Source organism: Romboutsia sp. (assembly GCF_056995035.1).
In genome coordinates this window covers 1-22,109 of sequence record NZ_JBXKIW010000067.1, presented here as the reverse complement: position 1 = coordinate 22,109, position 22,109 = coordinate 1, and the positions used below count along the sequence as shown (strand labels likewise).

General features: G+C 29.1%; 16 protein-coding genes and 1 pseudogene. 2 read left to right on the top strand and 15 right to left on the bottom strand.

Annotated elements, in window-relative coordinates; all coding sequences use genetic code 11:
* From AC11VW_RS10395 to AC11VW_RS10360, 8 genes and pseudogenes are all read right to left on the bottom strand, one after another.
* Positions 1–634, bottom strand: a pseudogene (locus tag AC11VW_RS10395) (hypothetical protein); the annotation flags it as partial.
* Between the two features lie 15 nt (positions 635–649).
* A complete protein-coding gene (locus AC11VW_RS10390) occupies positions 650–1,240 on the bottom strand; it encodes a sugar transferase (RefSeq protein ID WP_484301347.1) in 591 nt (196 codons plus the stop codon).
* A gap of 25 nt (positions 1,241–1,265) precedes the next feature.
* The gene (locus AC11VW_RS10385; protein ID WP_484301346.1) at positions 1,266–2,081 is read right to left on the bottom strand and encodes an aldolase/citrate lyase family protein; all 816 of its coding nucleotides are present in this window, start codon (positions 2,079–2,081) and stop codon (positions 1,266–1,268) included.
* Between the two features lie 137 nt (positions 2,082–2,218).
* Positions 2,219–4,138, bottom strand: coding sequence for a polysaccharide biosynthesis protein (locus tag AC11VW_RS10380; RefSeq protein ID WP_484301345.1), 1,920 nt, complete (start codon positions 4,136–4,138; stop codon positions 2,219–2,221).
* Between the two features lie 145 nt (positions 4,139–4,283).
* Positions 4,284–4,964, bottom strand: coding sequence for a YveK family protein (locus AC11VW_RS10375; RefSeq protein WP_484301344.1), 681 nt, complete (start codon positions 4,962–4,964; stop codon positions 4,284–4,286).
* A gap of 29 nt (positions 4,965–4,993) precedes the next feature.
* Positions 4,994–5,704 carry a CpsD/CapB family tyrosine-protein kinase gene (locus AC11VW_RS10370; protein WP_484301343.1) on the bottom strand — a complete coding sequence of 237 codons (711 nt, stop codon included), beginning with the start codon at positions 5,702–5,704 and terminating at the stop codon, positions 4,994–4,996.
* A 240-nt stretch (positions 5,705–5,944) separates the two neighbouring features.
* Complete coding sequence (locus tag AC11VW_RS10365) at positions 5,945–7,342, bottom strand: sensor histidine kinase (RefSeq protein ID WP_484301342.1); 1,398 nt, start codon at positions 7,340–7,342, stop codon at positions 5,945–5,947.
* A 486-nt stretch (positions 7,343–7,828) separates the two neighbouring features.
* Positions 7,829–9,589 carry a 1-deoxy-D-xylulose-5-phosphate synthase gene (locus tag AC11VW_RS10360; protein ID WP_484301341.1) on the bottom strand — a complete coding sequence of 587 codons (1,761 nt, stop codon included), beginning with the start codon at positions 9,587–9,589 and terminating at the stop codon, positions 7,829–7,831.
* Between the two features lie 182 nt (positions 9,590–9,771).
* Between AC11VW_RS10360 and AC11VW_RS10355 the strand changes: the two genes are divergently transcribed.
* Entirely contained in the window at positions 9,772–10,146 is a 375-nt protein-coding gene (locus tag AC11VW_RS10355) for a MerR family transcriptional regulator (RefSeq protein WP_484301340.1), read from the top strand.
* Between the two features lie 576 nt (positions 10,147–10,722).
* Here AC11VW_RS10355 and AC11VW_RS10350 read toward each other — a convergent pair.
* From AC11VW_RS10350 to AC11VW_RS10340, 3 genes are all read right to left on the bottom strand, one after another.
* Positions 10,723–13,116, bottom strand: coding sequence for a fibronectin type III domain-containing protein (locus tag AC11VW_RS10350; protein ID WP_484301339.1), 2,394 nt, complete (start codon positions 13,114–13,116; stop codon positions 10,723–10,725).
* A 65-nt stretch (positions 13,117–13,181) separates the two neighbouring features.
* On the bottom strand, positions 13,182–14,438 hold the full coding sequence (locus tag AC11VW_RS10345; protein ID WP_484301338.1) for a DUF445 domain-containing protein: 1,257 nt from the start codon (positions 14,436–14,438) through the stop codon (positions 13,182–13,184).
* Between the two features lie 294 nt (positions 14,439–14,732).
* Positions 14,733–16,148: a glycoside hydrolase family 1 protein gene (locus tag AC11VW_RS10340; protein WP_484301337.1), complete on the bottom strand. Its 1,416-nt coding sequence runs from the start codon at positions 16,146–16,148 to the stop codon at positions 14,733–14,735.
* 473 nt (positions 16,149–16,621) lie between these two features.
* On the opposite strand from AC11VW_RS10340, the gene AC11VW_RS10335 reads away from it, so the two are divergent.
* Positions 16,622–17,443, top strand: coding sequence for a nitroreductase family protein (locus AC11VW_RS10335; protein WP_484301336.1), 822 nt, complete (start codon positions 16,622–16,624; stop codon positions 17,441–17,443).
* A 100-nt stretch (positions 17,444–17,543) separates the two neighbouring features.
* Here AC11VW_RS10335 and AC11VW_RS10330 read toward each other — a convergent pair whose 3' ends face one another.
* From AC11VW_RS10330 to AC11VW_RS10315, 4 genes are all read right to left on the bottom strand, one after another.
* Positions 17,544–18,851 carry a cation:dicarboxylate symporter family transporter gene (locus tag AC11VW_RS10330; protein WP_484301335.1) on the bottom strand — a complete coding sequence of 436 codons (1,308 nt, stop codon included), beginning with the start codon at positions 18,849–18,851 and terminating at the stop codon, positions 17,544–17,546.
* 482 nt (positions 18,852–19,333) lie between these two features.
* Positions 19,334–20,128: an ABC transporter ATP-binding protein gene (locus tag AC11VW_RS10325; protein WP_484301334.1), complete on the bottom strand. Its 795-nt coding sequence runs from the start codon at positions 20,126–20,128 to the stop codon at positions 19,334–19,336.
* Complete coding sequence (locus tag AC11VW_RS10320; RefSeq protein WP_484301333.1) at positions 20,121–20,999, bottom strand: ABC transporter permease; 879 nt, start codon at positions 20,997–20,999, stop codon at positions 20,121–20,123. Before AC11VW_RS10320 ends, AC11VW_RS10325 begins: the two co-directional genes overlap by 8 nt.
* Before the next feature lies 1 nt (position 21,000).
* A complete protein-coding gene (locus AC11VW_RS10315; RefSeq protein WP_484301332.1) occupies positions 21,001–21,999 on the bottom strand; it encodes an ABC transporter substrate-binding protein in 999 nt (332 codons plus the stop codon).
* Between the last annotated feature and the right edge of the window lie 110 nt (positions 22,000–22,109).

The following is a 22,109-nucleotide window of genomic DNA, read 5'->3' as shown; positions in this document are numbered from 1 at the left end:
CCTTAGAGTAATATAATACACCTAAATTATATACACCTTCGCTATCTCTAACTACAGGTACTGTACAATCATTGCCATCAATATATTCTTCTATTAATACTTCAGATTTTTTCTCTATAATCAATTTTATTTGACTAATAAGTTCTTCTTTTTTATATACGAGTTGCGGTTGCACAATGTCTATATTTGATTTTACTACACAAGGAATTGATATATTTTTTTCTATATCATGTATAATTTTTACCAAATTATCTATATTGTTAATAAGCAAACTATTCGGTGTTTTTATTCCTATAGTTTCTACAAATTTTTTAAATAAATTTTTATCCTTACATAATAATGATGCTTCTATGTCAACAGATATTTTTATATTATTTTCTTGTAAATATTTTGCTACCTTAAATGCTAGTATATGCCCTGTGCCTATAACTACCTTTTTAACATTATTTTCTATAAAAAAATCTAATATCTCTTTTTTATTTTTAAGATCACATGTTAAAATATAATCAGCTTTCTTTGCTCCAGGCTCATTATCCTTTCCAATAATTATAGCTACTTTTTTACCAAACTTATGCAAACTATCTGTAAGTGCTTCACCACTATTGCCTCCAATTAAGCCTATTATTTCTTCCATTTTATACCTCCTTTTTTACCTTGACTTTTCTTTTTTTATAGAACTATTTACACCCGTACCCTTAAGTACTATCTCTACAGTTTTTAAAATTATGCTAATATCTAGCACTAAATTTACATTTTCCCCGTAATAGATATCATATTCAGCTCGTCTGTTAATGTCCAATAAACTCCTTCCATTAACTTGCGATAAGCCTGTAATGCCTGGTCTTACTGAGAGTCTCCTTTTTTCTACATCACTTAGGATATCTTTATGCGCTGGAGGTCTAGGTCCAATTAGACTCATATCCCCTTTTATAACATTAATTAACTGCATAACTTCATCCAAACTAAATCTTCTCAAATATTTTCCTACCTTTGTGACCCTATTGTCCTGTGGAGATGTAAAATACGGACCTATTTTGTCAGCTCCATCTACCATAGTTCTAAACTTTAGAGCATAAAATGGAATACCATTTTTACCACTTCTTTTATGCTTAAATATTACTGGTCCTGGAGAATCTATTTTTATAATTACATATATCATCAAAATTAATGGTATTAGAATTAAAAAAAGGATTAATGATACACATATATCTAAGAACCTTTTAATATATTTTTTGTACATACTATTTAATCTCCTTACAATTTTTTTATTTCTTTAAAATATTATCTACCTTATTTTTTAACTCTAATTTATTATATTCAAATTGTTCTCTTGAAAAAATTTCACACTCTTTTTCAATTTTTCTAATTTTATTTACTTCATTTTTAAATTCCATATGATTAGTTATATCTGTAATTTCTTTAGCTCTATTATGAAAACTTCTTGATAATATAACCATTTCAGATTTTAATCTAACATGTTCTCTAATTATATATTCTGCTGGTAATAAACCTTCTCCAACTTTTGTGATTCCTCCAAATCCAAATTTAATATTTTTGTCTATTATCTTTTTAGATAAGTATTCTATTATTCCTCCACTTAGAGGTTCAAACATAAAATCTAATCCAAGAGATAAGTGTAAATCATTCAAACCTATGTGTATTTCATCTAGACCTTTTATCTCTAGAATATCATCTATTCTTACTAAAGCTTCCGACGTTTCTAGCAGTAAACATGTCTTAACCCTTCCGTTTATAATTTCAGTAAATTTTTCAACCTCATTGGCATTTTTAGCCATAGGTAACATTATAATATCTGCACCTAATTCTATAGATTTTTCTATTTCATATTTCGTATCATTATATAATGGATTTATTCTAACTAAAACTTTACTCTTTTTTAAAACTGATTTTACTTTCTTTATGTCTTCAAACTGATGTCTAGATATCACTGTATCTAGATGTCCTTGTCTTTCTTCTTTTCCATTGATCTCTAAGTCTATAAATATTCTATTTACTCCTGACATTTCTGCTTCTAGAGCTATCTCAGGATTATTAGTTATCATCATTAGTTCTAAACTCATAATTTTTTACTCCCTTAATTTTCTTAAACCATCTATTTTGAAATTAATCTGTTATGCTCGTTAATATTTATAACTATTAAAAATATCAACTTATATATTTAATAGTTTATATAAGGCATTTCGTTTATAATACTAATTTAATTATTTGAGACTTTTTTAAAGTTTGCATCCTCTGGTCTAATGTACGTTGGAACAAACTCTTTCATAACACTATGAATAAGCTCTACTTCTTCTTTTTGTACAATCTTTTCTAAAACCTCTAAATATTTTTCAACTCTTTCCATATTAATATCTATTGGCTTACCAATAAATATTTTCTTATTATCAGTATTTGTTAGACCTTCCTCTTTCATAAGAAGTTCTTCATACAGTTTTTCTCCTGGTCTAAGCCCACTGTATTCTATCTTAATATCAACACCTGGTTCAAATCCACTTAGTCTTATTAAGTTATTTGCAAGATCCACTATTTTTACTGGATCTCCCATATCAAGTATGAATATTTCTCCACCTTTTGCCATTGCTCCAGCTTGTATTACTAGTTGCACTGCTTCTGGTATTGTCATAAAATACCTTATTATATCTGGATGTGTTATTGTAATTGGTCCACCCTCGATTATTTGTTGTTTAAATAAAGGAATTACACTTCCATTACTACCTAATACATTTCCAAATCTAACTGCTACAAATTCTGTTTTACTTTTTTCATTCATTGTTTGTATTATCATCTCAGCAGCTCTTTTTGTTGTTCCCATTATATTTGTTGGGTTTACTGCTTTGTCTGTTGATATTAATACAAACTTTTTCACTTTATATTTATGAGCTAATTTTGCTACATTTAACGTTCCAAATATATTATTTTTAATAGCTTCACTTGGGCTTGCTTCCATTAGTGGTACATGTTTATGAGCTGCTGCATGAAATACTACTTCTGGCATGTATTGTTTAAATATTTCATCCATCCTTGTTTGCTCTCTTACTGATGCTATTATTGTACTTAGTTTAAGTATGTTACCATATTTTCTCGTTAATTCTTGTTGTATTTGATAAGCATTGTTTTCATAGTTATCTAGTATTATTAGGTGACACGGTTTAAAGGTTGCTATTTGTCTACATAGCTCACTTCCTATACTTCCTCCTCCACCTGTAACAATTACTACTTTATTTTGTATATATCCGCTCATTTCGGACAAGTTAACATTTATCGGTTCTCTTCCTAATAAGTCTTCTATGTCCACGTCTCTTATTTTTTTTATGTCTACTTTACCATCTATTATTTCAAATATCCCTGGTATTGTTTTTAGTTTGCATTTTGTTGCCCTGCATTTTTCTATTATTACTTTTTTTCTTTCATTGCTTACATTTGCTATTGCTAGTATGATTTCATCTATTGCATGTTCTTTTACTATTATTTGGATATCTTTTGTTTTACCTAGAATCTTTACGTTGTGTATTCTTCTTCCTAGTTTATTGATATCATCATCTATTATACCTACTGGTACTTTTCCTAGTTGTGGATTTTCTTTTAGCTCATTAATTATCATTTCTCCAGCGTTTCCAGCTCCTATTACTAGGACTCTTTTATAGCTGTCTTTTGATGATGTTCTTTTTACTATTTTTCTAGCTGTTCTATATGCCAATCTTAGTCCACCAGTAAATGCTGTTATAAGTATCGTGTTTACTGTGTAAAATAGTATTGAATAGTTATACCCCATTAGATGATGTAGTGCATATACTGGTAATACGTATATTATACATGCTACAAATATTGATACCATTTCTTCTTCGCCTGCGTATCTCCAAAGGCTTGAGTAGCATCTAAATGTTAGAAATGATATTGTGTGTAGTAGCATATATGCTGCTAGTGGTAACATTATTGTACTTATTTCTACTGGGTGTGTTTTAGTTGTAAGTGCCATTGATGTTAATATTGATATTAATATCGATATTGATACACTACACATATCTACTGTCCATAATGTTATTTGTCTAACTTGGTACGTACTTAGTATTTTTGCTAATGCACTTTCTTTTTGGGGAGTTTTTTTTAATATTTCCATGTTTTCCCCTCTCTTTTATTAATTACTTTTTCTTTTTTTATAAGTTTACAAATTCTATACTTGCTCTTATTCCTCTATATGCTTCTGATGTATTGGATTTTGGTTTACTTATACTTATCACTCTATTCATTTGTTCCCCCCTGCTTTACTTTGCTAATTTTTCATTTGGTATTACTCCTAGTATTGGCAATCCTAAGTATTTTTCTATATCTTGCGGTGTTTTTATTTTGTTATCTAAATATTCTATTAAAAATACGACAAATAAACCTATCATAACTCCAAGTACTGCTGCTATTGCAACGTTTATTATCTTATTGGGTTTAATAGGAGCATCTGGTACTATAGCTTTATCTATTACTTCTACATTGTTTGCTTTTGTTATTCTTTTTGCTTCTCCTGTAAATACTGTAGGAATTTCATTTGCTATGTCTCTAGCTTTTTTTGAGTTTGTATCTTGCACACTTATACTTATTATTTGAGTGTCTTTTACTGGGGATACTGTTATTTTTTCTGATAGTTCTTCATATGTTACGCCTAATTTTAGATTATCTATTACAGGCCCTAATACTGTTCTTGATTTTATTATTTCACCATATGTTACTGCTAATTTTTGTGTTACTGTGAATTGATCCCCCGTTATCATTTGTGGCTGTTCATTATTGTCAGTGTTTACTATTATCGTTGAATTTGCTTGGTATACTGGTTGTAATACAAAGAAACTTATCCCTGCGCTTACTGATGCTGCCACTATTGTTATCAGTGCTATAATCCAAAATCTTTTTTTGATTATGTTAAAATATTCTCTTAAGTCAATTGTTTCTTCCATTAGCTCTCCTCCATATTATTTTATATACTTTATGCTTTTTTTTTATTTTTTTTAGTTCTTCCCTTTTTTTCCGTTTCTTGGTAGTAATAGTTGTAATAATAACTTTTGGAATCTTTTGGTTCAAATTTATTAAGTACAACTCCTAATATATTAGCATCTACATTTTCTAATCTTTCTTTTGATATTTTAACCATCTCTACATCTGTTTCATTAGATCCAACTACAAACACTGTCCCATCTGTGTATGTCGATATTATTCCTGCATCTGTAACGATCCCTATTGGTGGTGCATCTATAAATATGTAATCATAATGTTCTTTTAGATCTTCTATAATCTTTTTCATCCTTTTAGACGATAGCATTTCTGATGGGTTTGGTGGTACTTTACCACATGTTAGTACATGTAAGTTTTTTGTGTCTGTGCAGTGTACACAATCTAAAAATGTTTTATTATCAAGAAGCACATCTGTAAGTCCATATATATTACTTTGCCCAAACATTCTATGCACACTTGGATTTCTTAAATCTCCATCTAATATTAGTACTTTTTTTTCTAAGTTTGCAAAGCTTACTGCTAAGTTTGCTATAACTGTACTTTTACCTTCATTTTGTTTACTACTTGTTACAGTTATTACTTTTATTTCTTTATCTAAGTTTGAAAATTCTATACTCGTTCTTATTCCTCTATATGCCTCAGCTATGGGAGATTTTGGATTGTTTATACTTATTATTTTATTCACTTTTATTTATCCTCCTAGTATCTTGAATAATTAACATTTTTTATTATCATACGCAAATTATAGCATTTTTCGACAATGAATACTATATTTTAAAATGAATGGTATTTATTTCATTATAACTTTTAATTTTTTACGTCTTTATTTATTTTTTTGCAATAAAAAACATCCAGTATCTTTATCTTATACTGGATGTTTGGTTTTAATATTATTTTCAATAAAATAACATTAAACTAAAGAATGCTATATATCAGAAAATTCAATATTAATTTTTTGTTCCATGCAAATATCTTTTTCCATTGTTGTATTTAAACTTTTACTTATATATCCATCCTTCACAGGTAGTTTTATAATAAATTCACTTCCCTTACCATATTCACTAATTAAGGATATTGTTCCTCCTTGCATTTCTACCAAAGATTTAACAATAGATAATCCCATTCCACTCCCCTCATGATTCCTTGTAAATGTTTTATCTACCTGTCTAAATCTTTCAAAAATCAAGTCAATATATTCATCTTTTATACCTATTCCTGTATCCTTTATTACAATCTTCACATTATCAACTTCATCAAAAATATTAACAAATATACTTCCACCTGCTGGTGTGAATTTTATAGCATTTGATAATAAATTAAGTATAATTCTATCCATAATTTCTATATTGCAGCTCACTACTTTTTCCTCAACTTCTGTATCAAATTCTATATATAACCCCTTATTTTCTACATATGCTACAACCGATGATACAACGTCTTCAACTACAGATACTATATTATGTTTGTCCATCGCTATATCAAAATATCCTGCATCTATTTTAGTAATATCTAATAAATTATTTATTAATCTTAATAATCTATAACCATTTTGTTTTAATGTTTTAAAGTTTTTATTATGTTTTAGTCCAGGAACTTGAGATGTATTTTCAAGAAGTTGTATAGTACATAAAATTATCGTTAGCGGAGTTCTTAATTCATGAGATAAATTAGCGAAGAATTCATCCTTGATTCTATCATGTTCTATTTTTTCTATCAATTTTTTTTCTTCTTGATAAACTTTTTCTTCTAGCTGTATGATTTTCTTTTTTTCAGTGACATTTTTGCATAATACTAATGCATAATACTTACCGTTTACCTCTATACATATACCGTGTATTTCCATTTTTATAGCTTCACCATTTTCCCTAAAAAACATTTCCTCTACAATGGGTTCAAAACTTCTTCCTTGTGTAGCAGCATCATACCTTTCTTGTCCTACTGCATCCATGTTAAATTTTATAAAATCTTCTACAGGTTTTCCAATCACATCTTCTGGATTTTTAAATCCAAAAATTTCTGAAGCTTTTTTATTTAAATATTTAAACTCTAATTTTCTATGTACAAAAACTGCATTAGGTGATGATTCCATAATTGCTTCAAGCAATTTAAGCTTCTCCTCTATTTTATTAATATAATCTTTTGTTTTTACACTTGTTATTAATGATTTTATATTTAAAATCATTAGCAAAGTAACCATTCCTATAACAACAGTATAATTTACCTTAATTTTATAACTGAAAAAAATTAGCCATAACAATATAGCCAAACAATTAATCAAGCTATATAAAATAAGCTGTGCTTGATTTGTTTTTTGTAATTTCATTAAACCCTCCTAAAAAAATATGAATTATTATAAAGTACCTTATGCCACTAATGATTCAATTTTGAACATAAAGGTGATATTTCTATTCTTATTAACAATACCTAATAGTATAAAACAAAACACCTGTCATATTTTGTCATTCTTTGTAATTTTCTATACTTTTTTAATTTTTAAATATTTTAAAGTGTTTTATAAGCCTGAACATATCGCTAAATATATGGCTAAGTTTTTCTAAGTAGTAAGCTTCATTCAAACAAAATACTTATTAACTTCATCCATAACATCAACATCAACATCATTTTCTAACACCAAATGCATCAAACTTAAAAATGATGTTCGACTGTGGAAAGGACAACAATGGCAAGTTAACAATAAAAAGTAGAACATACTCAAAAAAGGAACTGACTTTTATATCAATTCCTTTTCAAATATTCCTAACCACATTTCTAACCTGAGTTGTAGTACTATTATATTCTAAATTTAAATCTATTTAAGAGTTCTTTTTATATCTGATATTATTAACTCTTCAGTTAAGTGATAACGTTCATATAATTCTTCCAATGATACACTATCAGTAAATTCTTTTGAAGCTCCAAAGTTTAATACTTTCATATCTTTATCTGAATAGAATCTTGAAATCTTTTCACCAAATCCACCATCAAGTACTCCATCTTCCAATGTTATTACTAACTTATGATTATCTAATAACTCAGTTAGTAACTTTTTATCTATTCCACTTATAAACCTAGGGTTTATTAATGTAGCATTTATTCCTGTTGTTTCTTTTAATTTTTTCTGTACTTTCTCTCCAAGATGATAGAAAGTTCCAAGACCAATGATTGCTACTTCACTTCCGTCTTTAACTTTTTCATAAGTATTTAAGTTGTCAAAATTAGGTTCAACTTCAACGCCAGTTGATACTACACCCATATTTGGAACACGTATTGCTACTGGATATTTATCTTGTTCTATACCCCACTCCATCATAGCAAGATGCTCTTCTTTAGTAGTTGGAGCTAGATATACTATGTTTGGTATATTAGATATTAGTGGCATATCAAATAATCCTAGGTGAGTTACATCACTACCACTTATTCCACCCCAGTGAACTAAAATAAGTGCTGGGTTATTATTTATAGCAAGATCTTGAGATAATTGATCATAAGTTCTTTGTATAAATGAACTAAAGAATGATGCTACTGGTTTACCACCCCTTGCTGCTATACCTGATGCAAGTGCTATTGCATGTTCTTCAGCTATACCAACATCTACATATTGGTCTTTGCACTCTTTTCTAAATGCATTTAAACCAAGTGGACCAGGAGTAGCAGCAGTTATAGCTACAATACTACTATCTTTTTTAGCCTTTTCTACTAAAAAATCACCTGTTATATCTGCATAAGATTTAGTATCGAATTTAAATAATGGCTCTTTAGTTTGTAAATCAAATGGCATTACCCAGTGGAATGCTTCTTTATTTACTTGTGCATCCTCATATCCTTTACCTTTTAAAGTGTGGATATGAACTACTACTGGATGGTCTGTATCCTTAACTTTTTCAAAAGTCTCTATTAACGACTCAATATTGTTTCCATCTTTAACGAAGTAATAATCTAATCCTAGTGATTTAAAGAAGTTATTTTCTGCTTTTCCTTCAGTTTCACGAAGTAAAGCTAAATTTTGATAAAGCCCCCCGTGGTTTTCTGCTATAGACATATCATTGTCATTTACTAAAATTATTATATTTTTTCCTGATGCTGCTGCATTATTTAATCCTTCGTAAGCTTCTCCCCCACTTAGAGAACCATCTCCTATTACAGCGATTATATTTTCATTTCCATTTTTCACATCACGACCTTTAGCTAACCCACATGCTAAACTAACTGAAGTTGATGTATGCCCTACTGTGAAGAAATCATGCTCACTTTCATCAGGTGAAGTATATCCTGTAACACTTTTATATTGTGCTGGATTTATGAATGCATGCTTTCTTCCAGTTAAAATTTTGTGAGTATATGATTGATGAGAAACATCATAAACTATCTTATCTATTGGTGAATTAAATACATAATGTAGCGCTATGGTTGCTTCAACCATACCTAAGTTTGGTCCAAAATGTCCACCTGTTGTACTTACTTTTGTTATTAAACTTTCTCTTATTTCACTAGATAATGTTTTTAGTTCATCACTAGTAAGTCCTTTTAAATCTTTTGGTCCGTTAATCTTATTTAAAATATTTAATGACATATTGATTTCTCCTAATTTTTATATTTTAATGTGCTTGTTTTTGCTACATTGACTAGTATACAGCTTAGAGTAAACTCTAAGTCAATAGATAATTTCAAAATAATTTTTTTCTAAATTTAACTTTACTTAGAGTTCGCTCTAAGGGTTATAATATAATATGATTTATTTTAGGAGGTAAAGTTATGCCCTATACTATTAAAGAGGTAGCTAAAAAATATAATGTATCTGCTCATACTCTTCGCTATTATGAAAAAGAAGGTTTACTTCCTTTTGTTGAGCGTAATGAACAAGGTAATAGAATCTTTAAGGATAAAGACTTTGAATGGCTTGATATAATATGTTGTTTAAGAAATACTAATATGCCTATATCTAAGATTAAAGATTATGTTGATTTATGTCTGGAAGGTCCTGAGACTATTTGTAAGCGTGAAGATATACTTTTAAAGCATAAAAAATATATCGAAAATGAGATAGAAATCTTTAATTCTTATCTTGGAATTGTGAATAACAAGATAAATTATTATATTAAAGAACAAAAAGCTATTATATGTAAATAATTCAAAACTATTTTTAAAATTATATATGTTATAGCTTCTCTTATTATTTTCTACTTTATTGAAAGGAAATGTGAAGAACCTGTAGTCCCATTTGATATATTTTCTAAAGATACAATGCTGATACTGTTTACTCTTCTGGAGCTTCTTTGATCCAAATACAAGAAGCATTCTTTAGTGGATTTCATAATATATTCTATACACTTATATTCCTTGCTATAATTTGCTTTATAACTGGTACATTTATAAGTAAGAAATCCAAACTATAAAAAAATGCGTAAGAGTTTTTAAACTCTTACGCATATATATAAAGCTTATCATGTGCTTCATCAATTGCTCCAATATGTCCAATAACATATATAGCAACACCTGCAATTAACATAATTATCTATAGCCATCACTATAGATTTATTATCTGTAACACAACTATGTATTTTATATAATTCTTCATAACCTAGTGTCTATTAAAAAAATCCCTGTTGTCCTATATATGTATTAATTCCATAACTGCTAACGCTATTGTAAAAGTCTTATATTAATATCCTAGTGATAAAATTTTCCACTTGATATAAATATTATTTAAGAATCTGTTCGCTCTTTGTGGTAAATAATCTTGCCTGTAGATTGCTCTTTTACATCAATTCCTACACCAAGATCAAAAGATCTGGTTACACCATATACACGTTTACCATCAATAATAAAACCTACATCATATAATGTAATATAAACCTGTGAATCCTCTATATAAATTTCTATGTCACTAGTAGGATAATCTATGCTACCAGACCCTGTTAAAGAACTGTTTGCAAAAACATTCATCCAGTCGCCCTCATTTTTCCTAAATAACGCATTAGCATGTTTAGGAGTTAAAACCATTAAGTCACGTGAAAAATCACTGTACTCTTTTATATTTCCAACCATTTTATATGATCTAACTTTATAGTAATATTTACTATCTATTGCAAGCCCAATATCCTCGTAACTTGTTTCAGTAGTTGTTGCTATTAAATTATAGGTTTTTGTACTGAATGAGTACTTATAAACTTCATACCCACTTACTCCTACTGATGCCTTCCAGTTTATATTAGCCTTAGCATTATTATTATCTGATGATGATACTTCTTCTAATGATTCTGGTACAATTAGTTCTGCTTTTGAGCTTACTACTGGTGAAAAATCACTGTATACTATTACATTTCCAACCATTGTAAATGCTCTAACTTTATAGTAATATATACTATTTGTTGTAATATGAGAGTCGTGGTACATTATTTCTCGTCCTGAATCAGTTCCCATCATGTAAGTATAAGGACCTGTACTAGATGTTGCTCTATAAACCTCATATCCACTTGCTCCTGTTACTTCATTCCATCTTACATTAATACTTTTATATAATGATGATGATCCTGATGCCGCGTTCACTGATGTTGGTACACTTGGTATCGGTTTTGAGCTTACTACTGATGAAAAATCACTGTATATTTTTGTAGTTCCAATCATTGTATATGCTCTAACTTTATAATAATACGTGCTATTTGTTGTAAGTCCAGTATTATTATAATTTGTCGTAGTAGTTGTTGATATTAAAGTATAAGCTCCTGTACTAGATGTCGCTCTATAAACCTCATATCCATTTGCTCCACTTACTGAACCCCAATTTGTATTAATACTTGTATATGATGATGATAATGCTTTTACTGATGTTGGTGCAGTTGGTATCGGTTTTGAACTTACTACTGATGAAAAACCACTGTATATTTTTACATTTCCAACCATTGTATATGCTCTAACTTTGTAGTAATATGTACTATTTGTTGTAAGCCCAGTATTATTATAATTTGTTGCTGTAGTTGTTGATATTAAAGTATAAGCTCCTGTACTAGATATCGCTCTATAAACCTCATATCCATTTGCTCCACTTACTGCACCCCAGCTTGTATTAATGCTTTTATATGATGATGATACTGCTTTTACTGCTGTTGGTATAGCTGGTGTTAGTTTTGAGCTTACTACTGATGAAAATCCACTGTATACTTTTACAGTTCCAACCGTTGTATATGCTCTAACTTTATAGTAATATGTACTATTGGTTGCAAGTCCAGTATTATTGTAACTTGTTGCAGTTGTTCTTGATATTAAAGTATAGGTTCCTGTACTAGATGTTGCTCTATAAACCTCATATCCATTTGCTCCACTTACTGCACCCCAACTTGTATTAATACTTGTATATGATGATACTGCTTTTACTGATGTTGGTACAGTTGGTATTGGTTTTGAGTTTACTACTGATGAAAATCCACTGTATACTTTTACAGTTCCAATCGTTGTATATGCTCTAACTTTATAGTAATATGTTCTATTTGTTGTAAGTCCAGTGTTATTATAACTTGTTGCTGTAGTTCTTGATATTAAAGTATAGGTTCCTGTACTAGATGTTGCTCTATAAATCTCATATCCATTTGCTCCTGCTACTGAACCCCAGTTTGTATTAACACTTTTATATGATGATGATACTGCTTTTACTGATGCTGGTACAGTTGGTTTTGGTTTTGAGCTTACTACTGATGAAAAACCACTGTATACTTTTGCAGTTTCAACCATTGTATATGCTCTAATTTTATAGTAATATGTACTATTTGTTGTAAGTCCAGTATTATTATAATTCGTTGCAGTAGTTGTTGATATTAAAGTATAGTTTCCTGCACTAGATGTTGCTCTATAAACCTCATATCCCTTTGCTCCTGCTACTGCGCCCCAGCTTGTATTAACACTTTTATATGATGATGATACTGCTTTTACTGATACTGGTACAGGTAAACTGTTTACTACCGCTACATTTTTACCGCTACTTGACCATGTTACTGTCTTATTGCTTGTATCGCTCTCTGCTTTAACTTCTCTTGGAATAAAAAATATACTCCCAACAAAAGCTATAATACTCAGTATAACTGCAAAACTTTTTCTGTCCTTCATACACATACTCCTTATATTTATAATCACTTATTTGTGATAGGGTTTATCTAAATGAGGTTCTTTCCTTACACAATAGTCTTAATTATAGCTAAGATAATTCCAATAAAAAAGCCGCAAATAGCTCCATTCACTCTAATCCATTGTAAATCTTTACCTACGCTATTTTCTATCATATTTACAAGAGTCTCGTTATCTAGTTTTTCAAGGTTTTCTTTTACAAGGCCCCCTATTCTAGAGTGATTTTTATCAATAAAATTGAAAATTTGTTTTTGAGTCCAGTTTTCGATTTTTTCAGTTTTTTCAGGAGCTTCTTTCATTTTATTTATAATATTTTTAATAAATGAAAGCACATATTTGTCAATAAATTCATCATCTAAAGTTAAGAGAATCAATTTATTCTGTAGCTTCTTCAAAGTATCTTTAATTCGATTAGATAGATTCCAATTACTTAATAATGTATCCTTCCAATCATTTATTTCAGTTACTAGTTCTTCTCTTTCTTGAACACTTTCTAGTTCTTGACGAATTCTAGAAAGAATCAAATGTCTATATTGATCATCATCATTCTTTAGAAGGATGACTTTTTTAAGAATTAATGGTTGAAGCATCTTCCCAAGCATTTTCTCATCCATTAACCCCATAACAGAATTAAGGGCTAACTTTAAAAAGCCATCAACTTTAATATTTTCAAGTAATTGTTTTGCCATTATTCCAATTTTTGCTTTTGTTTCTTCCTTTTCCACCAACTTTTCAGTCTCAGTAAGAATATAATCCAATGTTTTTTCATCCAACTTTCTATTTAGAGCTTGATTCACTAGTGATTGAATTAATTTTGTAGCATCAAAAGTATGAAGGTATTCCTTTAACTCTTCTTCTATAAATGGAATTATTTTTTCCAAATCAGCATCGCTAATTGCCTTATGAAATATAGAACTAATTCCCCTCTTAAAGGTATCTGAAGACAATTCATTCTCTGTGATTTGTAATAATTTGTCTGCCAATTTTATTTGTTTAATCTTCTCCTGAATACTTTCTTTAGTCAGCCAATCATTTTCAATCATGGATACAAGAGAATCAATTATTCTATCACGGTTTTTTGGAAGCAATGCAGTATGTGGAATGGGCATACCTAAAGGATGGCGAAAAAGTGCTGTAACTGCAAACCAATCTGCTAATCCTCCAACAAGACCTGCCTCAAATCCTCCTTGTAATAATCCACCAATATAGGATCCTTGAAAAGGCATCGTTATGAGAAAACCTGTACCCATAACTCCCAATGAAATTTTTGCTAAATAATATGATTTTTTTTCTATCTTTGCCAATGTAATTACCTCGTCTACTGTTTTTATTTAAATATAAATTATTTAATAAGTTTGTATTTTTTAAGAACCTCATTTACTTATGGTATATTCTATCATTTATTATACTAAAAATTCTACCTAAGTCAAAGTTGATTTATATAATCTTCCTTATATGAACAAGGCTATGATAATGCAAAAGAATTATATGACAAAATTTTAGATTTTATAAATAAACCTAAAAACTCAAAAAGATAATATCATGAATATTATGATACTATCTTTTTCGCGGATTTTAATATTTTTACAGATTATTTATTATTTTTTTAAACTAACTCCATTTATAGCTATAACTTCTTTATACCAATATAAACTCTTTTTCTTATATCTTTCTAACGATCCACTTCCATCATCATTTCTATCTACATATATAAAACCATATCTCTTTTTAAGTTCAGCAGTTGACATACTAACTAAATCTATACATCCCCATGTAGTATATCCCATAAGCTCAACACCATCTTCAATGGCTTGTCCAACTTGAACTAAATGATCATTTAAATAATTAATTCTATAGTCATCATTTACAGTTTTATTACCATTTTCATCAGTTATTAATTCATCAACAGCACCTAAGCCATTTTCAACAATAAATAATGGTTTTTGATATCTATCATATAACATATTAAGGGTATATCTTAATCCTTCTGGATCTATTTGCCATCCCCACTGCGAAGCTTTTAAATGTGGATTTGGTACTCCACCAATAAGGTTCCCTAACCCCTTTTTATCCTTTTTAGGATCTGAAGTTGCACATGAACTCATATAGTAACTAAATGAAATAAAATCTACTGTATTTTTCAATATTTCTATATCATCAGCTTCCATATTAATTTCTATATTATTTTCTTTAAAGAATCTGTTCATATATTTTGGATATTCTCCCCTTGCATGAATATCTGCAAAGAAAAGATTTTGTCTATCTTGTTCCATTGCTTTAAGTACGTCACTTGGCATTGAAGTTAATGGATAATTTGGTACTCCAAGAATCATACATCCAATTTTAAAATCCGAATTTATTTCATGACCTATTTTTACCGCTAATGCACTTGCAACTAATTCATGATGCATAGCTTGATATAAATCTTGCTTACTTAATTTTTCCTTTGGTGTCAATATGCCAGCACTTAAATAAGGGTGATGAACTGCTGAATTTATTTCATTAAAAGTAATCCAATATTTTACCTTATCCTTATATCTATTAAATATTGTTCTTACATAGTTTTCGAAAAATCCTATAAGCTTGCGATTTACCCATCCATCATAATTCTTAGAAAGTTCAAGTGGTGTTTCATAATGTGAAATTGTGACTAAAGGTTCAATTCCATATTTAGCTAGTTCATCAAATACATTATCATAAAATTCTAAGCCTTTTTCATTTGGCTCTTTATCATCACCATTTGGGAATATTCTTGACCATGCAATTGATAATCTAAAAACTTTAAATCCCATTTGCGAAAATAATTTTATATCTTCTTTATATCTATGGTAAAAATCTATACCAATAAGCTTCATGTTATCTTCTGTAGGCTCGTTAGTTATCGATCCCATTATTCCCTTCGGAGCTATATCTTGAATTGATAATCCTTTACCATCTTCATTGTATGCACCTTCACATTGGTTGGCAGCTGTAGCTCCTCCCCATAAAAATCCTTCTGGAAACTTAATTGTCATAACTATTCCTCCTAAACCTTCTATTTACTAATACATTGTATTTCTCATACCTAGTGTTTACTTAGATATACTTATTTATATCTATTAAAACTAGGAATAAAGCTATCATTATTATGTATCTTAAAATCAGTATCATCAACGATTTTAAGGAAAGCCTACGTTATTTATGGTACGGTTCTTTTCTACATTTTTATAAAATATTTTTTATACATTGCTTGTTCTAGAAGATTCAAATCCAGATGCAATTATATTACCAAAGTGGTATTAGAAATATTAATAGTAAATAGAAAGAGACTCACTAAGAGAAGAATACACACTTTATTTTACAGACCCATTTTTCAACATTGGAAATGACAATCTGGAGATATGATTATTTTTAATACTTTTTAGAAATTAATTATAAAATTTTCAGTACTTACATACAATTAACTTAGTTAATATAACAAGCTTACATATAGATAGGGGGATTAGTTATGATGAAAGTTGATTTAGACAAATGTATAGGGTGTGGGCTTTGTTCAAAGGATTGCATTGTTCACGATATTAAAATAGTTGAAGGTAGGGCAAATATAAAAAATAAGAATTGTGTTAAGTGTGGTCACTGTATCGCTACTTGTCCTAAAAAAGCTGTTTCAACTAATGATTATGATGCTACAGAAATAAAAGAGTTTAATAAAGAAGATTTTTATATTGAATCAGAAAATCTTTTAAATTTCATAAAATTTAGAAGAAGTATAAGAAATTTTAAAAATAAAGAAGTTGAAATTGAAAAAATAAATAAAATTATAGAAGCTGGTAGATTTACTCAAACTGGTGGAAATACCCAAAATGTTTCTTATATAATCGTTAAAGATAAACTTCAAGAACTAAGAGAATTAGCACTTGAATCACTTAACCAAAAGGGAGCAGAAATACTTTCAAATCCAAATATAAAAGATAAACAAGCAAGAAAATATGCTCCAATGTGGATTAAAATGTATGAAGAATTTAAACAAAACCCTAATGGAGAAGATAAACTATTTTTTAAAGCTCCTGTAATTATTCTTGTAACTTCAGATTCTGAAGTTAATGGAGCTTTAGCTTCTTCAAATATGGAACTTATGACTAATACTTTAGGCCTTGGAACTGTTTTTAGTGGATTTTTAGTTAGAGCTTCTCAAGGAAATGAAAAAATCTCGAATTTTCTTGGATTAAATTCAAATGATAAAATTATTACATGTATGGTTATAGGCTATCCAAATACAAAATATTTTAGAACTGTTCCTAGAAAAGAAGCTGATGTATCTTGGTTATAAAATTCCATTTTACAAATTTATTCTTTTGTTGTATATAATCAAATACCCCATAGGTCGTAAAACACGACCCATGGGGTATATAGCTCTTTTTCTTATATATTTAATTATTAAATTGAGCCTTGATCTTTTTTTTGCTAGAAGCTAGCTCATCAATAGATTTTATATATTCTTCTCCCTTTTTAGTATCATATTTTCCTTCTAACTTTGATATAACAACAACAGCTAACGAATTCCCTACTACGTTTACAGCTGTTCTAGCCATATCTAAAATACGATCGATCCCTGCTATAAATGCAAGTCCTTCCACCGGAATTCCTACAGAACCTAATGTAGCTAATAATACAACAAACGATACGCCTGGCACACCTGCTATTCCCTTAGATGTAACCATTAGTACAAGCATCAAATTAATCTGTTCCATAATAGATAAATCTATTCCATACATTTGTGCAATAAACATAGCTGCAATAGCTTGATATAAAGTCGATCCATCTAAATTAAATGAATATCCAGTTGGAACAACAAATGATGCTATCGATTTAGGACACCCGAATTTTTCCATCTTTTCCATAATTTTAGGTAAAACAGTTTCAGAACTAGCTGTAGTATAAGCTAAAACAAGTTCTTCTTTTAAAATTTTTATTATTTTAATAATATTTGTTCCACATAATTTTGCAATTAAACCAAGTACAACTATAACAAAGAAAACCATAGATCCATAGGTTGTAATAACTAGTTTTCCTAGTGGAATTAATGACTGTAGTCCAAATTTAGAAACAGTTACACCAATTAACGCAAATACACCAAATGGAGCAACTTTCATAATTTGATTTGTAACCCAAAACATTGCATCAGCTACACCTTGGAAAAATTGAATAACAGGCTTTCCTTTATCTCCAATTGCAGAAACTCCTAAACCAAACATAACAGAGAAAAATATAACAGAAAGCATATTCCCACTAGTAAGTGCTTCGAAAACATTATTTGGAACTATATTTACGAATGTATCCATGAATTTATGATTAGATACTGTTTCTGCCGTATTAACATAGCTTTCAATACTAACCTTTGAAAGTTCTCCCATATTAACACCAGTACCTGGGTGCACACCATTAGCTATTAATAATCCAAGTATTATAGCAATGGTAGTAACTATTTCAAAATAGATTATTGTCTTAGCTCCAAGTTTTCCAACTTGTTTAATGTCTCCAGCTCCTGCAATACCTACAACAAGAGATGAGAATACTATTGGAACTACAATCATCTTAATCAAACGGATAAAAATATCTCCTATTGGCTTAAGATAACTTTCAACAGCTGGATTTCCATAAAAAGCAGCACCTACTGCTATACCAAGTATAAGTCCCACAAGAATTTGCATTCCTAATCCAAATTTTATTTTTTTCATGTTAGATAAGTCTCCTTTATTTTCTGAATTTTCTTGAATTTGAATAATAAATATCAAATTATACAAATATGAAATTTCACAATCACAACTTTTGTATAACTTATCTTTATTTAAATTTATTAGAACATGATTATAAATATATGAAATATAGGTTATTTCAACTAATTTAATATAATTATACATTTATATGTCGATCTATTCAATACCTATATGATAAATTTTTTATATTTTTTTTAAATTTAGAATAATGAATTATAATTTTAAAATATTTCATTATTATTTTTTTCACCCCTCAAAAAAACAAAACAAAAAACGTTTAGGTTATCCTAAACGTTTTCTACCTTACCTAGGTGCACTAGTTCTACTTATTTTAAATCTAGTTCTTCTTCCTGGTTCATCTGCTCTTGCAGCTAGCCATTTATCCCTTTATACAATTAATAAAAAAACATATTGTACTAAATAATTTTTATAATCTCAATATATTAAGCAAACATGATTCTGTCTGAAAGTTCTTCTTTAAAATTCATTTTATTAAATTCTTCTATAAGAGCATTTTTAGTCAAATTACTCTTTTCTCTTTTCCCTATATCAAGAATTGTTTGCCCCCTATGCATCATAAGTAGCCTATTTCCAAATTCTATAGCATGATTTAAATTATGAGTTATCATAATTGTTGTAATATTTTTTTCTTTAACTATGCTATTTGTAAGGTTTATAATAGTTTCTGATGTCTTTGGATCTAGTGCCGCCGTATGCTCATCTAAAAGTAAAATCTTTGGTGTATTTAAAGTAGCCATTAGTAGCGAAAGAGCTTGCCTTTGTCCCCCAGATAACATTCCTACCTTTGTGTTTATCTTATCTTCAAGACCTAAATTTAATATAGAAAGATGATTTTTAAATTCCTCTATCTTTTTTTTATTAACTCCTAAGGAAAGTCCAAAACTACTTCCCTTATTATCTGCCAAAGATAAGTTTTCTAAAATAGTCATAGATGGTGATGTTCCCTTGGTTGGATCTTGGAACACCCTACTTATAAACTTTGATTTTGTGTGTTCTTTTAAATTAGTTATATCTTTTTCTTCTAAACTTATATTACCTGAATCTAACTCTAAAGCACCAGATATTATATTTAAAAGAGTGGATTTTCCTGCTCCATTACTTCCAACAATAGTTATAAAATCGCCTTTATTTATATCTAAGTTAAAGTTATTAAAAATACTAGTTTCATTTATTGTTCTCTTATTAAAACCTTTACTTATGGATTTTATCTTAAGCATTTAAACTCCCCCTCTTTCTTAAAGAAAATTTAAACTTATTTAATATATTATTATTATTATTCATAACTATGGCAATAACCACTATTAATGATGTTATTAGTTTTAAATCTGTTGGTGGGAAACCTAAATTTAAGGCAATCCCTACACTTAATTTGTATAAAAATGCACCTATTATAACTACTGTAGTTCCTTTTAAAAACTTACTGTTCTTAAAAACAGATTGCCCAAGTATTATAGAAGCTAAAGCAACAACTATAAATCCATTTCCCATAGATATATCTGAAAATCTTTGATATTGTGCCATTATAGCTCCACTTAAAGCTACAAGTCCATTAGATATCATAAGTCCAACTATTTTCATTGTTCCTTTATTTACTCCAAGGGAAGTAACTAATGTGTCATTATCCCCTGTAGCTCTTAATATAAAACCAAACTTAGTTTTAAATAAAATATCCATTAATAATTTAACTATTAAAACTATTAATACTAAAATTACCACCATTGATATATTACTAGAAAATACATTGATCTTATTAATCATAGGAAGATTTGCCTTGCCCATTACCCTTAAGTTTATGGAGTATAGTCCTATCATAACCAAAATCCCTGACAAAAGATTAGTTATTTTAAAGTTTACATGAAGTATTCCGGTAACTAATCCGCCAATAGCTCCTCCTATAAATGCTAATCCCAATGATAAAATAGGATTAGCCCCTTTTAATATAAAGGCTGCAGTAATTGCAGCACCTAAACTAAAAGTTCCATCTACAGATAAATCTGGAAAGTCTAATATTGTATAAGTTATATATACCCCTAATGCTCCTATAGCAAAGATAAGCCCCTGTTCTAAAGTCCCTATAAAGAAGGTCATATTATTGCCCTCCCTTTATAAGTTTAGCTCTCTTCATTATATCTTCATCAATATTTATAGATAGCTTTTTAAGAGTATCTTCGTTTATAACAAGTTCTGTTTCCTCTAACGTTTTTACAGATAACTCTTTTATATCTTTTCCTTCTAACACTTCAACTGCCATAAGTCCAGCTTCAAAACCAAGTCTTTTGTAATTAATACCTTCTGTAATCAAAGCTCCACCTTTAACATGAGCTTCTTCCGCTCCAATTATTGGTATTTTCTTATCTATTGCTTTAGAAGCTATTATTGACATTGAAGAAGCTATCATATTATCTGCTGGTGTGTATAAAACATCAATATCGCCTAAGATAGAATCTAACCCTTGGCTCATTTCATTTACACTACTTACGCCCTTTGCAATTACTTCTATATTATTTTTCTTAGCTAATTCTTTTAAATTATTTACTTGAACTTCAGAGTTTACCTCACTAGTATTGTATAAAACTCCTATAGTTTTTACATCTTTAACTATTTCTTGTATAAGTTTTAATTGTTTTTCTATAGGTACTGCGTCACTAGTTCCTGCAACATTTGTTCCTGACTGATCATTTGATTTTACAAGACCTGCTTTTAGCGCATCTGTTACTGCTGTAGTTATAATTGGAATATCCTGTGTTGCATTAAAAGCCGATTGTGCTGCTGGAGTTCCAATAGCAAATATTAAATCCTTGCTACTTGAGATAAAATTGTTAGATATCATATTAGATGTTGCAATGTCACCCTCTGCATTTTGTAATTCTAAATTAAGATTCTCTCCATCTTTAAATCCCTTAGAATTTAAAGCTTCTATGAATCCTTCTCTAGCTAAATCTAAAGCTGGGTGAGATGCTATTTGGGATATACCTATATTCACCATCTTTTCTTGTGATGAAGAATTTACCTTCCCATTTGAACATGCTGAAAATAAAGACATGCCTACTAGAATTGAACTTAATAAAATTAATTTTTTTGCTACCATACTACCATCCTCCTAATATTTTGTTTTAAATAGTACTTTTTCTGTAGTCAAATTTAGATATAGCTCTTTAATTGTAATCTAAAAAACCCCTCCATAAAGTTATATGGAGA

What these genes read in the sequence shown, in the direction of transcription:
- AC11VW_RS10335 (WP_484301336.1), top strand. Translation starts at nt 16,622, where the DNA reads ATGATGAAAGTTGATTTAGACAAATGTATAGGGTGTGGGCTTTGTTCA.
- AC11VW_RS10360 (WP_484301341.1), bottom strand. Translation starts at nt 9,589, where the DNA reads ATGTCATTAAATATTTTAAATAAGATTAACGGACCAAAAGATTTAAAA.
- AC11VW_RS10330 (WP_484301335.1), bottom strand. Translation starts at nt 18,851, where the DNA reads ATGAAAAAAATAAAATTTGGATTAGGAATGCAAATTCTTGTGGGACTT.
- AC11VW_RS10340 (WP_484301337.1), bottom strand. Translation starts at nt 16,148, where the DNA reads ATGACAATTAAGTTTCCAGAAGGATTTTTATGGGGAGGAGCTACAGCT.
- AC11VW_RS10365 (WP_484301342.1), bottom strand. Translation starts at nt 7,342, where the DNA reads ATGAAATTACAAAAAACAAATCAAGCACAGCTTATTTTATATAGCTTG.
- AC11VW_RS10390 (WP_484301347.1), bottom strand. Translation starts at nt 1,240, where the DNA reads ATGTACAAAAAATATATTAAAAGGTTCTTAGATATATGTGTATCATTA.
- AC11VW_RS10320 (WP_484301333.1), bottom strand. Translation starts at nt 20,999, where the DNA reads ATGACCTTCTTTATAGGGACTTTAGAACAGGGGCTTATCTTTGCTATA.
- AC11VW_RS10355 (WP_484301340.1), top strand. Translation starts at nt 9,772, where the DNA reads ATGCCCTATACTATTAAAGAGGTAGCTAAAAAATATAATGTATCTGCT.
- AC11VW_RS10315 (WP_484301332.1), bottom strand. Translation starts at nt 21,999, where the DNA reads ATGGTAGCAAAAAAATTAATTTTATTAAGTTCAATTCTAGTAGGCATG.
- AC11VW_RS10325 (WP_484301334.1), bottom strand. Translation starts at nt 20,128, where the DNA reads ATGCTTAAGATAAAATCCATAAGTAAAGGTTTTAATAAGAGAACAATA.
- AC11VW_RS10380 (WP_484301345.1), bottom strand. Translation starts at nt 4,138, where the DNA reads ATGGAAATATTAAAAAAAACTCCCCAAAAAGAAAGTGCATTAGCAAAA.
- AC11VW_RS10350 (WP_484301339.1), bottom strand. Translation starts at nt 13,116, where the DNA reads ATGAAGGACAGAAAAAGTTTTGCAGTTATACTGAGTATTATAGCTTTT.
- AC11VW_RS10375 (WP_484301344.1), bottom strand. Translation starts at nt 4,964, where the DNA reads ATGGAAGAAACAATTGACTTAAGAGAATATTTTAACATAATCAAAAAA.
- AC11VW_RS10385 (WP_484301346.1), bottom strand. Translation starts at nt 2,081, where the DNA reads ATGAGTTTAGAACTAATGATGATAACTAATAATCCTGAGATAGCTCTA.